Genomic DNA, 13,908 nt, shown 5'->3' on the forward strand with positions numbered 1-13,908 from the left:
GGACGAGCGGGAGCGGCACGCCGACGGACCCCTTTCCCAGCAGGTCTGGCGAACCCGTGCCCAGGGACGCGCCCCCGTCCGCCGTGCGGCTCAACCCGGCCAACCCGCTGTGGGGTTCCAACGGAATCGCGTTCGGCCCGGACGGCCGGCTGTACGTCGCGGAGTTCCTGGGCGGCCGGATCAGCGCGGTCGACATCGCCGGGGGCGATCTGGACGTCGTCGTCCCGGCGGGTGGCCCGGTCCAGTCACCGGACGACCTCGCCTTCGGTGCGGACGGCTCGATGTACATCGCCGACCTGGTCCCCGGCCGTGTCTGGCGTCGCAGCCCTCAGGGCGAGTACACCCTGGTCTGCGACGAGGTGGAGAACCCCAACGGGATCACCTGTGTCGGCGACCGGCTCTTCGTCAACGAGATGAAGCCCGGCGGACGTCTCCTGGAACTCTTCCCCGGCGGCGGTGCGCCGGTGGTGCTCACGCAAGGGCTCGCCATGGGAAACGCGATGCAACGGGGCCCGGACGGGTACCTCTACTACCCTCACATGATCAGCGAGCAGGTCTGGCGCATCCCACCGGACGGCGGCGCTCCGGAGCTGGTCGCGGACCGGGTGGACCGGCCGGTGGCCGTGCGTTTCGACCTCGGCGGGGTACTGCACGTCCTGTCGATGGGCCCGGAGGGCCGGGTGACCCGCATCGACCTGCACGGCACGGGGGCGCGGACACCGGTCACGAGTGGTCTGGTGGGCCTGGACAACGCGGCGTTCGACGCGGAGAACCGCATGTACGTCTCCAGCTACGCGAGCGGCGGCATCACCGAGATGCACCCCGACGGGCGGACCCGGGTGATCGTGCCCCGCGGGTTCGACGGCCCTTACGGCGTCACGATCGACCTCGGTGGCACCGTCTACGCGGCCGACCACTACCGGGTGGCGAGTCCCTCGTCCACCCATGAGGGCGCGCCGGCCGGCGAGGACGAGTCCGGGGGCGGTGTGACCAGCCATGTCCTGGCGCCCTTCGCTCACGGGATCGCGGCGGACGGTGAACTCCTGCATCTCACCTCGCAGTTCGGCCACGTCCGCACGTACGACCCGGCGCGCGGAACCATGCGGGCACGGGTCAGCGGCCTCGACCGCCCCATGGGCGTCGCCGTGGACGCCGACGGGTCGCTCGTGGTCGCCGAGAGCGACGGCGGCCGGGTCGTCACCGTCGCCCGGGACGACACGGTCACGGTGCTCGCCGAAGGGCTCGACCGTCCGGTCGACGTGGCCCTGGACGGCGCGGGCCGGTGTTACGTCAGCGACGAGGGGGCGGGCGCCGTGTATCGCATCGAGCAGGACGCACCGCCCGTGGTCGTCGCGGACGGTCTCGGTGCGCCTCAGGGGCTGACGGTCCTGGGGGACACCCTGTACGCGGTGGAGACCGGGAAGCGCAGGGTACGCGGGATCTCGCTCACCGGTCCGGAGAGCTGGACGGAGGCGGAGGACCTTCCGCTCGGCCCGGAGCCGGGCGGCGGGCGGCGGCACCCCGAGCCCGCGCTGTTCGCGCACGGGCTGCCGGGGATGGCCCGCCGCTTCGCCGGGATCGCCGCCGCACCGGACGGTTCGCTCGTCGTGTCGGCCGACGCCGAGGGGACCCTGCTGCGGCTGACCCCGTCCGGGAAACCGACTGCCGGATGACAGGGTGCCGGCAGCCGGCACCTCGCTCCGGCACGGCATCGGCCGTCGTGCGGGAGCGAGGCCGGCCGCCCCACCACCGTGACGGAACGGGGTGCCGCTGTGCGGTCCCGTGTGCCGGGCCGCGCCCTCCGCTCGCGCCCACCGGCCGGAACCCGTCCCGGGCAGCCCCGTGCCCCGCCGGGACGGGTTCCGGTCGCGCACGGTTGCGGCGACGGCCACGAGGAACCGGGTGCCTCCGGTGGAGGATCGGGACAAGGGGTACGCCCTCGCTCTGCGGGGGCCGAGCGCAGCGGCGACGGCTGTGCCGAACCGGTGGGGTGCCCGACGGCGCGTCAGCACAGGTGTCACCCTCGGCACCCTGTGAGATCGACACGAAACGGACAGGTCCACACCGTCGTACAGCAGGATCCCGCCACGACGTGCCGGTGAACCGTTCAGCCCTCGCCCGGACCGGCGCAGTGCACCGGAGGCCAGGCACGGAAGGCGCCTCAGAGCCCAGCCTCACACGGACGGCCTTGAGTCAAGTGGTGGCCGACAGGGGTGCCGGTGTGCCACGGTAGGGGGACAGGAGAGTGTCCGGCACCGTGGTGCCGGACTTCGGGTCCGGGCGGTGCCCCCTTCACGGGCTCCCGGCTCCCGCCATCGTCGTCCGCCCCGAACGGGGCGTCTCGTCCTTGAGCTCCCGACCCCCGGAGGGGGGCATGCCCGTCATGAACATCACCACGATGATCGAAGGCACCACTGCCCGGATCGTTCCGCACACCGCCATCGACCAGGACACCCTGCCCCTGCTGCGGGCCACCGCTGCCGCACTGCCGCAGTGGGTGACCGAGGTGGTCTGGGACCTGCACGACACCCCCTTCATGGATCTCGCAGGTCTCCATCTGCTCACCGACCCGGAACCGGCGGGACGCCCGCCCCGCCGTACCGCCGTCACCGGCATGAGGCCTCAGCCGCAGGAACTGCTGCGCGTCGCGGCGGAGCTCTTCCCGCCCCTCCGGTTCCCCCGACAGCTCCCCGGCGCGCGCCCTCACCAGGCGGCCTGACAGCCCGTCGGACGAGGTGTCGGACGCTCACCGCTTCCCGCTTCCGGGGCCCACCCGGCCCGCCGGTGCCGGAGGGCCGCCGCCCCTGCGGATGACCATCCCCAGGCCCGGCCCCGGGCGGCCCCCGCGGTTCCCGTGAGGCCGCGCGGCCGGTCGCTCGGTACAGTCTTGCCACTGATCGCCCAGCCGGGAGGAGCACGGCAGGACATGGCGGTGGACGCCCTCGACACCCGCATCCTGCGGCTGCTCATCGAGCAGCCGCGCACCAGCGTGCGCGAGTACGCGCGCATCCTCGGGGTGGCACGCGGCACCCTCCAGGCTCGTCTGGACCGGCTGGAGCGGGACGGGGTGATCACGGGGACGGGCCCCGTCCTCTCCCCCGCCGCCCTCGGTCATCCGGTGCTCGCCTTCGTCCACCTGGAGGTCACCCAGGGGCACCTGGACGATGTGGGGGACGCGCTCGCCGCGGTACCGGAGATCATCGAGGCGTTCTCGACCACCGGCGGAGGGGATCTGCTGACCCGCGTCGTGGCCCGGGACAACGGGCATCTGGAAGACGTCATCCAGCGGTTGATCCAGCTTCCCGGCGTGGTCAGGACCCGGACCGAGGTGGCCCTGCGCGAGAGAGTGGCCCACCGGGTGCTGCCGCTGGTCGAGGCCGTGGGGCGGGCGGCGGGCGGTCCCGGCTGATCGCGCTCGGGCATGCTGGATCCCATGGAGATCCCCCGCGTCCCGGCACCGTCCGTCCTCTTCGATCTCGACGGCACCCTCGTCGACAGCGAGCCGAACTACTACGAGGCGGGGCGCCGGCTCCTCACCCGGTACGGCGTGCGGGACTTCAGCTGGGAGGACCACACCCGCTTCATCGGCATCGGCACCCGTGAGACCCTCACGGTCCTGCGCGCGGAGTACGGCATCGAGGCGCCGGTGGACGAGTTGCTCGCCGGCAAGAACGCTCTCTACCTGGAGCTCGCCGGGACGTCCACCACCGTCTTCCCCGAGATGCGCACGCTCGTCGAGCAGCTGCACGGTCGCGGGGTGCCGATGGCGGTGGCGTCGGGGTCCTCCAGGGCCGCGATCGCTGCCACGCTCGCCGTCACCGGGCTGGAGGCGTACCTCCCTGTGTACGTGTCGGCGGAGGAGGTGGCGCAGGGCAAACCGGCGCCCGATGTGTTCCTGGAGGCGGCGAGGCGGCTCGGCGTGGAGCCGGGCTCCTGCGTCGTGCTGGAGGACGCCGTCCCAGGGGTCGTGGCGGCTCACGCGGCCGGCATGCGCTGTGTGGCTGTGCCCTACGCCCGAGCGGCGGAGGAGACGGCCGCCTTCGGTGAGGCGGAGCTGCTGTTCCCGGGCGGGCAGGGGGAGTTCACCGCTGCCGCCGTGCTGGACTGGCTCCCCACAGAGTGGTAACAGGCCGCTCCGCCCCGGCGATTGGCCGGATTCGGCGTCCGCGCCCCCGGCCGGGCGAGCGGAGGGCCGGAGGGCGGATATCCTGATCATGCCGCGCATCCCGACGCACCGTACCGAGGCGATGAGCCCGATGAGGTCGCCGCCGCGGCAGTTCGGAGCGGGCCACGATTCGAGATTGGTGTGCACAGGTGCTGGTTGCTGGACGGTACCGGCTGATATCCCCCATCGGCCGTGGCGGTATGGGTGAGGTGTGGCGCGCCACGGACGAAGTGCTGGGGCGGGCCGTGGCGGTGAAGCTGCTGCTGGGTGACCAGGCCGATGCCTCGTCCACCGCGCGCTTCCGCCTGGAGGCCCAGACCGCCGCGCGTCTGAGCCACCCTCATCTGGTGGCCGTCTTCGACTTCGGCTCCTGGGAGGACCGCTTCTACCTGGTCATGGAGCTGGTCGAGGGCAGGAGTCTCGGGGATCTGCTGGAGTCCCAGGAGACCGTCCATCCCGAGCAGGTGGCACGCATCGCCGGTGAGGCCGCCGCCGGTCTCGCCGCGGCCCACCGGCAGGGCATCGTCCATCGCGACATCAAGCCCGGCAACCTGATGCTGGACGCCGACGGGTCCGTGAAGATCGGTGACTTCGGCATCGCGCAGTTCGTCGACGATCCCTCGACGGCGCTGACCACGGCGGGCCACATCGTGGGCACGAGTCTGTATCTGGCCCCCGAGCGGGCCCTGGGGCGCACGGCCGACTCGGCTTCGGACATGTACTCACTCGGCTGTGTGATCTACCAGTTGCTGGTCGGGCAGCCGCCGTTCCGTTCCGACACGGCCACCGCGACGCTCTACCAGCACGTGGACACACCCCCGGTACCGGTGCGGCAGCGCGGGGCCGACGTCTCCCCCGCCTTCGACTCGTATCTGCTGGGTCTGCTGGCGAAGCAGCCCGAGGACCGGCCGAGCGCGCAGCAGGTCTCCGACTGGTTCCGCACGGACGCCTGGCGCGGGCGGCCCGAGCCGCTGCCCCGGCACGCCCCGGCCGCCCAGCGGCCCACGCCGCGGCCTGCTCCGGCTCCCGCCCCCGCTCCAAGCTCCCCCGCGACAGGAGGCGTGTCGACGTACCGCCTGCCGCAGGCCACCGGACGCAGACGGGCGGCCCCGGCACCCCGGGCGCCCAGATCCGCGTCCACGCGGCGGCTCAGCACGAGCGAGGCCATACGGCGCCGTCCGCGGGTCGCGAGCGCGGTGGCCGGCACGGTCGCCTTCCTGGCGGCCGTGTATCTCGGGACGATCCTCTTCGCGCCGGACACCGGAGCCGCGGACACCCCGGATCCGGCCTCCACGCCCACCGTCGGCGTCGGGACGCCCGGCCAGGCCGATCCGGCGGCGGACTCGTCCGCCGGCCCCGCCGCCGATCCCGCTCAGGACGGCGACGGGCAGGACGGCGAGGACGACTGAGCCCTCCGGCTCACCAGCGCGCGTGGACCTGCGCCCGGATCCGCCGGTCGTAGAGGTCGCGCACCGCCTCCAGCGTGCTGTCCGGCAGCGGGGGCAGCGCGGCGGCCGAGGCGTTGGCCACGGCCTGCTCCACGGAACGCGCGCCGGGGATGACACTGGTGACCCCGGGCTGCTGGATGATCCAGCGCAGCGCCGTCTGCGCGGGGGTGGCGCCGGCGGGCGCGAGCCTGGCGAATTCGGTGGCGGCGGACACACCCGTCGCGTAGTCCACGCCGGAGAACGTCTCGCCCTGGTCGAACGCCTCGCCGTGGCGGTTGTACGTGCGGTGGTCGTCGGGGGCGAACACGGTCTCCGCGGTGTATTTGCCGGACAGCAGCCCGGAGGCGAGGGGCACGCGCGCGATGATGCCGACCCCGGCTTCGACGGCGGCGGGGAGGACCTCGTCGAGGGGCTTGAGACGGAACGGGTTGAGGATGATCTGGACACTCGCGACGCCCGGCCGGGCGATCGCCGTGAGTGCTTCCGCACACGTCTCGACGCTCACCGCGTAGGCGGCGATCCTCTGCTCGGCGACGAGCGTGTCGAGCGCCTCGTACACCGCGTCCGAGGAGTAGACCGACGTGGGCGGGCAGTGCAGTTGTACGAGGTCGAGGGTGTCGACGCCGAGATTGGCGCGCGAGCGGTCGTTCCACGTACGGAAGTTGTCCAGGACGTAGTTCTCGGGCAGCTGTTCGACGCGGCGGCCCATCTTGGTGGCGACGAAGACGTCTGCGTCCGGCCGCTCCTTCAGGTAGCGGCCGATGAGCTGCTCGCTCCGTCCGTCGCCGTACACGTCTGCGGTGTCGAAGAAGGTGACGCCCGACTCGACGGCCGCGTCGAGGACGGCGAAGGCATCGGCCTCCCGCACCTCGCCCCAGTCTCCGCCCAGCTGCCATGTGCCCTGTCCGACGACCGATACGTCACGGCCGGTCCTGCCGAGTGCGCGCTGTTCCATGCGGATCATGCTACGTCGGCGGGCCGGACCGGCTGTGGCCGCCGCCGGTCCGCATCCGTGCCCAGTCGCCGGTGGTCACGCGGACGTGGTCGACGACCAGCTGCGGGGGGAAGCTGGTGCTGCCGTCCGGGTCACCGGACCAGGAGCCGCCCACGGCGAGGTCGAGGGCGAGGAAGAACGGCTTGTCGAACACCCACGCGGTGCCGTGCAGATCGGCCGGTGTCCGGCGCTGGTGGACGGCGCCGTCCAGGCCGTGCGCATCGTTCAGCACAGCGCCCGAAGGCCCGTCAAGGATCTGGTCCGGACCGGACGTGCACGGGTAGAAGTCGCCACGGACGGGAACGGACACCTCATGCGCATCCGTACCGAACTCGCCGTTCCCGCCGCCCTCCTCGTGGTCCTGGCCCTGGCGGCTCCGGCCGGCGCCGCCACACCCTCCTCCGCCGGGGCCGTCGCCCCCACTCCCCCGAAGTGCCGGGAGAGCAGCCTGAAGATCTCCGCCGGTCCTTCGGGCCGGCCGGAGACCCTGCGGGTCAGCGTCACCAACCGCGGCGCGCACGCCTGCGTGATCGACCGCGTGCCCACGGTGGTCTTCGGTGATCTCGACGGTCCGGCCCTGCCGGTGCCGGAGACCGTGAGCGGCCCGTACCGCGTACCGGCACGGGGCTCCGTCCACGCCGCGGTACGCACCCTGGACCCGGCGGCCACGGAGCTCCGTGTGGTGGACCGCCTGATCGTCGCCGGGGACCCCGCCCACCGCGGCCGTACGTTCGGCGCCGCGTCGCTGGGCATGCCCGACGGCATCCGGGTCTGGGAGCCGGTGACGACGCGGTGGCACCGCTCCGGGGCGGCGGCCGACGCGGCGCTCGAGCGGTACGCGGGCTGAGCCGCGCGCCGCCGGGCGTCCCGCCACCGTGCGGCGGAACGTCGGCGGCGGCACAGTGGAGACAGGGACGGTGCGGGCTCGCGTGGCCTCGGCCCGGCGAGGGCGCGCCGTCCGGCCGCACCGGCGGAAGGATCAGTCGTGGACAGTGAGAGCACGCGGCGTTTCGTGGTGCAGATCCACGACGCCCGGCGTATGCATTTCGACTTCCGTCTCGAGGTCGACGGCGTCCTGAAGTCCTGGGCCGTACCACGGGGTCCCTCGGACAACCCCCGGGACAAGAGGCTTGCCGTGCCGACGGACGACCACGCCTTGGAGTACCGCGAGTTCGAGGGCGTCATCCCGCAGGACGAGCAGGGCAGCGGCACGGTGATCGTGTGGGACCAGGGAACCTACCGCCCCACCAGTCACGACCTCACGGGTGCCCCGGTGCCCTTCGCCGAGTCCCTGGAGGACGGGCACGCCACGTTCTGGCTCGACGGGACCAAACTGCACGGTGAATTCGCGCTCACCCGCTTCCGCATCGACGACGAGGACGGAGTTCAGGGCCCGGAGGCCTGGTTGCTGATCAAGGCCAACGACCGGCAGGCCGTCCACGACCGGCCGGGCACTCCCGATCCGTACCACGCGCGCTCGGCCCGCACCGGGCGCACGCTGCACCAGGTCGCGCTGGCGGAGCGGGAGGAGCCCGGCTGAGGCATCAGGGCGCGGGCTCCCCTCCGCCGTCCCCGGCGATCCGGTCCAGGACGTCGGTGTAGCGGGAACGGCGGTCGGGCCTGGCCTGGCCGGCGGCGTGCCGCAGCGCCGGGACCGCGGGTGCGCCCATCAGCAGCAGCCCGTCGGCGGCCTCCCGACGGACCGCCGGATGACGGTGGCCGAGCAGGGCGACCAGCGTGGGGACGGCCGGTTCCCAGGCGGCGCCGCAGAGCGTCCTGATCGCCATGCGGCTGATGTCCGGCTGCGGGTCGTCCAGCAGGACGGCCGTGTGGAGCAGATGGGCGGTCCGGTCGAGCATGACGCGCGAGGTCCGGTGGGCGTGCAGCCTGACCTTGGGCCGGGGGTGGACGAGCAGTTCCTCGAGGACCTCCCTCAGGGCGGGGTCGCGGTCCGGGACCCGCCCGTCGTGCTCCTCGGCCAGCCTGGAGAGAGCCCTGCGGATCTGCTCCGGGCCTCCCGTACGGGCGAGGCGGAGCAGCTCCGCCCGCCCGGGCCGGTGGACGGGGCTCGGCGAGGTCGTCCGGGGATCGGCGTCCCGGGACGCCGGCCCCTCGTCCAGGTGGAGGGCGCCGGCGAGGTCCTCGCTCCCTTCCGCCCGCAGCCGGTCCCGGATCCGCTTCATGTCCGGGGTGCCCAGCAGCCGCAGGCCCGCCAGCAGGTCCAGGAATCCCCAGGCGCCCGCCTCCAGCCGCGGGCGGAGGTGGCCGGCCAGCACATCTGCGGGCGCCGCGCGCAGGGCGCGGGCGGCCTCGGTCCGCAGACCGGCGGGCCCGTGCTCCCACCAGCCGAGCAGGAGCGGTATCAACGGCACGACATCCCAGGGCCCGAGGTGCCCGGCCAGCTGAGCCACCTTGCCGGGCATGATCTCGGGGCCGGCCAGCTCCGCCGGATCGACGGCGGCCAGGGCCCGGGCCAGGCGGGCTCCCGGTGGCAGGGCGATCTCCCCACGGAGATACCCGTGGAGGACCGTGCGGCCGGGCTCCGGCTCCGGCCAGTCCAGGAGCTGCCGGGCGGCTTCGGCCCTGCGTACGGCGTCGGGCGCGTCCAGTGCGGCCAGCAGCCAGGCGCACCGCGCGGCGGAGCGCGGCCGGCCGGGATCGCCGCCGGCATCCGCGGTCCGTCCCGCTGTCTCGGCGAGCGTCCACGGGGGCGCGCCGAGCGGCTGAAGGTCCGTCATCCAGTCGAGCAGGAGCTCGCGTACACCGTCGCCGGAGGCCTCGGGCCAGGCCGCCATGAGAGCGGCGAGGCGCTGCCGCGAGTCCGGCTGACTCGGGACCCCGCCCCGCCGGAACTCCTCCAGTCCCCGGCGGGTGCGGAGGACCGCACGGAGCCCCGCTCTCCACGTCTCGGTCCCGGGAGCCGGCGGGGCGGGTGCTCCGAAGGCCTCCCTCAGCACGGCCGTCTCGGCGTCCTGTGCGTAGGCGTCGAGCCGGGCCGCGGCCAGCGCCCGGTCCAGATCGGCTCTGCCCAGCACCGCGTCACAGGCACGCAGGAGGCGGAGCGCCGGCACATGGTGCGGGGGTGCCAGGGCGCGCACCGCGTCGGCGACCGCCATGCGCTCGCCGCACGGCAGGCCGGGAGCCACTTCCTGGAGTACGGCGAGCAGGCCGGGCCGGTGCTCCGGTTCGCCCGCGAGTCCGTCGGCCAGGATCTGGGCGAAGTCCGAGAAGTGTGCCCGTTCCCCGGCCGGCCACGGCCCTGGGCACATCCGCAGCACGAGGCCGAGAATCCCTCCCCGCTCCGCCTCCGGCGCTGACCGGGCCAGGCGCAGCCAGTTCCCCAGCATGGGCCGCAGATCTCGCAGCGCAGCGGCCGGCAGGTCGTCCGCTCCGGCCGCCAGGCGCAGGGCGATCGGGGCGTTCCAGCCGCGGGCGACGAGCGCGGCGGCGCAGGACTGAGCGTCGGACGCGGAGGCGGGCACCGTGATGCCGTGCCCGGCGGACAGCTCCGCGAGGTCGGCCGGGGTCCCCGTGCCGAGACGGATCCGGCCGTCCGCGACCAGGGCGAGCAGACCGGGCACGAGCGGTGAGTCCTGGTCGGCCAGGGCCAGGACCGTCCGGGAGGAGAGCGCGCCGTCCAGCCCTTGCAGCAGCAGCGTGCGCTCACGGGCGTCCCGGGAGATCTCGGCGGCGGCGAGCACCGTGGACGTGCAGGCCTTGCCCAGTACCGCCCGCAGCGCCGCGACGAGCCCGGTGCGCAGCCCCGGGTTACCGGTGCGGCCGAGCGCGCGCAGGAGGCCGGGCACCGCCGCCGGAGTCCCGGCGCGCACCAGGGCCGAGGCGGCGGTCTTCCTGATGTTCATGGTCGGGTGGGAGAGCAGGGCGGTGATGGCCGGAGCGGCCCAGTACGCCTCGGCGTGGCCGAGGGCCAGCAGTGCCTGCCGTACGGTCCGGATGTCGTCGGCACGGGTCAGGGCGATGAGCGTGGCCGACAGGGCCTGTGCGTCCTCGCCCCGCGCGCCCACGGCCAGCAGCGCGATCGCGTGCTTGCGTACGTGCGGATCGCTGTGGCGCAGCAGCCGGTGCACGCGGGGGCGGGTCCGTGCGGACGGTGCCCGCCTGAGGAGTTCGAGCAGCACCGACTGCTGACGGGCCGGCAGGCCCGGCGTGTCCAGGAGCTCCAGTACGGTCCATGCCAGCAGCGCGTCCCCCGCCTCCCCCGGGTCCTGGGCACCGAGCAGACACGAGGGCCGGATGCTGCGCCGCTCGTGCAGCCGGCCGCCCAGGGCACGGACGGCGTCCACGACCTCCTGGGGCACCGCGGGCTCCTCGGTCCGGGGCGCTCGGGGGTCCGTCTCCACCGTCTCCCAGGACGCCGCCAGTTCGCTCACGACCCTCAGCAGCAGTCCGGCGACGACGGGCAGGGTGGCCGGGCTGCCGTGGGACGCGAGCGCGCACAGCGCGGTGACCGGATCCGCCGGATCCGTGCCCGCCGCCAGCAGGGCCACTTCCCGCTCGTCCGGGGCACCGAGTCCGGCGGCGACGGCCGGTGGCAACTCGGTCGGGTCGAGCCGTGTCAGGAGGTGACGCCGCAGGTCCGGGTCGGTGTTGAGCTGCCACAGGAGTTCGAGCGCCCGGTGACGTACGGGACGGAGGTACGCAGCGATGCCGGACCCGTCGGTGTCCGGGCCGAGCGCCTCTCGCAGGCCGGCGACCGTCCGGTGTCCGCCGATGGCTTCGAGCGTGTCCAGGGCTGCCGCCGGCGCTTCGGGGAGCAGGGCGAGCACGGCCTCCTCGGCTTCCTCGTACCGGAGTGCGCGGATCGCTTCGAGGAACGGCTCGGGCCTGCGCGCGGAGGCGAGCAGCCGGGTGACGGCCGCCCCGACGGGGAGGTCCTCGGTGCCCTGGCCGGCCAGGGCGACGAGGAGGTCGAGCCGTCGAGGCCAGTCCGGATCGTCCACGGCGGCGTCGACGAGCAGGTCCAGCATCTGCCGGCGGCAGGTGTAGAGGATGGTCGCGACCGTCGAGGCGTCGATCGAGTGATCGGCCAGTGCCACGCCTACGAGGGCGGCGGCATGGGCCGGCGCGGGGAAGTGTCCGCGCCGGTGGAGGCCCCGCAGACAGCTGACCGCGGGCCCGCCGAGAAGCAGCGGGTCCTGGGAGGCGATGTCCAGGAGCACGCCGATGTCGTCGCGCTCCGCGAGATCACCGAGGAGTTCCATCGCCCGTTGCCGGACCGCCGGGGGCATGTCGGGGTCGGCCGCGGTCCGCGGCAGCACCGCGCCGTGTCCGTGCCGGGCCGCCGCGACGAGGGCCGGAGCAGCCGTCGGCCCCGCGAGGGCGGGGCCGAGGAACGGGGCGAAGCATGCTGCGGGCAGGGGGTCCGACGCCGCCCAGGGCTCGGCCAGTTCCTCCAGGACGGCCGCGCAGACCCCTGCGGCGGCCGGGCCGGTGCCGAGCAGTGCCGCCAGATGGGCCCTCGCGGCACCGGGGGCCAGCAGGCCCGCGTGCAGGCCCTGGCGTATCAGCCGGACCGCTTCGGCGTGGAGGGCGGGGGCGCTCGCTCCCACGAGTGCGGCCACGAGCAGGTCCGGGCGGTGGGCGTCCTCGGCGTCGATGGCGCGCACGGCCTGGTACAAGGGCTCGCCCGGCGGCTCGGTCCGCAGCACCGACGGGTCGGTGAGGAGTTCGGCGCGCAGCCAGGCCACCCGTACCCGAACCTCCAGCGGTGCCGTGCGCCAGGCGGGCAGGCGCCGGCCGGGCAGGTGGACGCCGAGCCGGCCGTGGAGCGCGGCCAGGAGCAGCGACTCGTCCGGTGACTCCGGCATGTCCCGAGGGAGCAGCCGGGCCAGTTCGGCCGCCTCACCGGCCGCCAGGGGCCCGGCCGCCCGCTCGGCCAGCGAGGTGAGCCCCAGAAGTCTCGTCCGCGCGTCCGGGTGCCGCAGGAGCGGCCCGAGTGCGGAGCCCGGCCGATGGTCCGCCGCGCCGTCGTGTCCCGGACCGCCGGTGTGTCGCTGCTGGGTCCGCGCGGCGGCGGAGGTCGTGGTCACCGTCGGATAGTAGGTGGGGCGAAACGGCTCAGCCAGCGGATTCCGGCGCACCAGGTCGCGCGGGGCCGAAAGCGCCCTCCGTCATGCCTTCTTCGTGGAGGCCAGGTGGGCGAAGACCACGACGTTGTCCTCGTAGTCCTTCTTCTTCTTGTCGTACACGCCGCCGCAGGTGATCAGGCGCAGCTGGGCGGAGCCCTGGTCGGCGTACACGCGCTCGTTCGGGAAGTCGGCCTTGCTGAACGTCTCGACCGAGTCGACCTCGAAGGTGGCCACGATGCCGTCCTCGCGGGTGATGTCCACCGTGTTGCCCGCCTTGAGGGTGCTCAGCAGCAGGAACACCGCGGGTCCGGTCCTGGTGTCGACGTGTCCCGCGACCACCGAGGTGCCGCGTTCGCCGGGCGTGGCACCGTTCTTGAACCAGCCCGCCAGGTTCGCGTCGTTCGCGGGAGGCGCGTCCAGCTGTCCGGAGGGGCCGATCGCCAGGGGCGTGAAGGGCGCGTCCACCGCGATCGACTTGATCGAGATGCGCTTCGGATAGGACGGGGGCAGTGCGGGCGGAGCGCTGGACGGGGAGACCGACGGAGTGGGCACGGCGGGAGCGGACGCGGCGGGGAGGGACACCACGGAGGGGGCCGGCGGGACCCCGGCCGACGCGTCGAAGGAGTTGTAGACCAGGAGGAAGCCCAGGCCCACCGCCACGACGGGCCACAGCAGGGAACGGCCGATGGCCGGGGAGGCGGAGTCTGGTTCGGACGGCTGCGGGGCGGCCATGCTCATGCTGCCTTTCGTGTGCGAGGGGCGAGGGGCGAGAGGTGTACGGGAAACCCGCGCGGCCACCGCCCTGGGAAGGACGGCGGCCACGACACGATTCACTCAGCGGTACGGAACACCGGTCAGGCGGCCGCGGCACCCGAGGCGTTGCGGCGACGCAGCTTGTACGCCGCGGCACCGAGCCCACCGAGCATCAGGACCGAACCGGCGGCGAGGCCGCCACCGGAGAGCGCCATCGCGCCACCGCCGGTGTGGACACCACCCTCGGGCTTCTCGTGCTTCCAGGTCTTCTCGCCGTCCGTGCCACTGCCGGAGCCGGACTCCTTGTCCTTCTGCCAGTCGTCGGCCGACACACCGGCGAGCGCACCGCCACCGGTGTGAACGCCGCCCTCGGGCTTCTCGTGCTTCCACGAGTCCGGCTTCTCACGGTCGTCGTTGCTGCCGGAGCCGGACCCCTTGTCCTTCTGCCAGTCGTCGGCC

Annotated in this window: 10 protein-coding genes and 2 pseudogenes; 7 read left to right on the top strand and 5 right to left on the bottom strand. The window is 73.9% G+C overall.

From position 1 onward, the window contains the following. Positions 1–56 precede the first annotated feature (56 nt). The 5 genes from ACFY8O_RS27675 to ACFY8O_RS27695 all read left to right on the top strand — a co-directional run bounded on the left by ACFY8O_RS27675 (position 57) and on the right by ACFY8O_RS27695 (position 5,574). The gene (locus tag ACFY8O_RS27675) at positions 57–1,673 is read left to right on the top strand and encodes a hypothetical protein (RefSeq protein ID WP_387906955.1); all 1,617 of its coding nucleotides are present in this window, start codon (positions 57–59) and stop codon (positions 1,671–1,673) included. A 701-nt stretch (positions 1,674–2,374) separates the two neighbouring features. Continuing rightward, positions 2,375–2,719, top strand: a complete 345-nt coding sequence (locus tag ACFY8O_RS27680) for a hypothetical protein (protein WP_387906956.1) — start codon at positions 2,375–2,377, stop codon at positions 2,717–2,719. A gap of 207 nt (positions 2,720–2,926) precedes the next feature. Further along, complete coding sequence (locus tag ACFY8O_RS27685; RefSeq protein WP_145810231.1) at positions 2,927–3,409, top strand: Lrp/AsnC family transcriptional regulator; 483 nt, start codon at positions 2,927–2,929, stop codon at positions 3,407–3,409. Positions 3,410–3,433: 24 nt separating this feature from the next. Beyond that, positions 3,434–4,126, top strand: coding sequence for an HAD family hydrolase (locus tag ACFY8O_RS27690; RefSeq protein ID WP_387906958.1), 693 nt, complete (start codon positions 3,434–3,436; stop codon positions 4,124–4,126). A gap of 239 nt (positions 4,127–4,365) precedes the next feature. Then, positions 4,366–5,574, top strand: coding sequence for a serine/threonine-protein kinase (locus ACFY8O_RS27695; RefSeq protein WP_387907337.1), 1,209 nt, complete (start codon positions 4,366–4,368; stop codon positions 5,572–5,574). 10 nt (positions 5,575–5,584) lie between these two features. Here the strand turns inward: ACFY8O_RS27695 and ACFY8O_RS27700 are convergent, their stop codons facing one another. Together ACFY8O_RS27700 and ACFY8O_RS27705 are read right to left on the bottom strand one after the other, a co-directional pair. Then, on the bottom strand, positions 5,585–6,577 hold the full coding sequence (locus tag ACFY8O_RS27700; protein WP_387906961.1) for an aldo/keto reductase: 993 nt from the start codon (positions 6,575–6,577) through the stop codon (positions 5,585–5,587). A 49-nt stretch (positions 6,578–6,626) separates the two neighbouring features. Further along, positions 6,627–6,815 (bottom strand): annotated as a pseudogene (locus ACFY8O_RS27705) (hypothetical protein); the annotation flags it as partial. A 105-nt stretch (positions 6,816–6,920) separates the two neighbouring features. On the opposite strand from ACFY8O_RS27705, the gene ACFY8O_RS27710 reads away from it, so the two are divergent. Beyond that, the gene (locus tag ACFY8O_RS27710) at positions 6,921–7,454 is read left to right on the top strand and encodes a DUF4232 domain-containing protein (protein ID WP_387906963.1); all 534 of its coding nucleotides are present in this window, start codon (positions 6,921–6,923) and stop codon (positions 7,452–7,454) included. Between the two features lie 138 nt (positions 7,455–7,592). Next, on the top strand, positions 7,593–8,147 hold the full coding sequence (locus tag ACFY8O_RS27715) for a DNA polymerase ligase N-terminal domain-containing protein (RefSeq protein ID WP_387906966.1): 555 nt from the start codon (positions 7,593–7,595) through the stop codon (positions 8,145–8,147). Between the two features lie 4 nt (positions 8,148–8,151). Here ACFY8O_RS27715 and ACFY8O_RS27720 read toward each other — a convergent pair whose 3' ends face one another. The 3 genes and pseudogenes from ACFY8O_RS27720 to ACFY8O_RS27730 form a co-directional block, all read right to left on the bottom strand. Then, complete coding sequence (locus ACFY8O_RS27720) at positions 8,152–12,657, bottom strand: HEAT repeat domain-containing protein (protein ID WP_387906969.1); 4,506 nt, start codon at positions 12,655–12,657, stop codon at positions 8,152–8,154. Positions 12,658–12,738: 81 nt separating this feature from the next. Continuing rightward, positions 12,739–13,428 carry a class F sortase gene (locus ACFY8O_RS27725; protein WP_387907339.1) on the bottom strand — a complete coding sequence of 230 codons (690 nt, stop codon included), beginning with the start codon at positions 13,426–13,428 and terminating at the stop codon, positions 12,739–12,741. A 122-nt stretch (positions 13,429–13,550) separates the two neighbouring features. After that, positions 13,551–13,908: pseudogene (locus ACFY8O_RS27730) on the bottom strand (hypothetical protein); the annotation flags it as partial.

Source organism: Streptomyces argenteolus, assembly GCF_042902585.1.
Classification (GTDB): Bacteria; Actinomycetota; Actinomycetes; order Streptomycetales; family Streptomycetaceae; genus Streptomyces; species Streptomyces argenteolus.

What these genes read in the sequence shown, in the direction of transcription:
- ACFY8O_RS27700 (WP_387906961.1), bottom strand. Translation starts at nt 6,577, where the DNA reads ATGATCCGCATGGAACAGCGCGCACTCGGCAGGACCGGCCGTGACGTA.
- ACFY8O_RS27710 (WP_387906963.1), top strand. Translation starts at nt 6,921, where the DNA reads ATGCGCATCCGTACCGAACTCGCCGTTCCCGCCGCCCTCCTCGTGGTC.
- ACFY8O_RS27725 (WP_387907339.1), bottom strand. Translation starts at nt 13,428, where the DNA reads ATGGCCGCCCCGCAGCCGTCCGAACCAGACTCCGCCTCCCCGGCCATC.
- ACFY8O_RS27690 (WP_387906958.1), top strand. Translation starts at nt 3,434, where the DNA reads ATGGAGATCCCCCGCGTCCCGGCACCGTCCGTCCTCTTCGATCTCGAC.
- ACFY8O_RS27695 (WP_387907337.1), top strand. Translation starts at nt 4,366, where the DNA reads ATGGGTGAGGTGTGGCGCGCCACGGACGAAGTGCTGGGGCGGGCCGTG.
- ACFY8O_RS27680 (WP_387906956.1), top strand. Translation starts at nt 2,375, where the DNA reads ATGCCCGTCATGAACATCACCACGATGATCGAAGGCACCACTGCCCGG.
- ACFY8O_RS27685 (WP_145810231.1), top strand. Translation starts at nt 2,927, where the DNA reads ATGGCGGTGGACGCCCTCGACACCCGCATCCTGCGGCTGCTCATCGAG.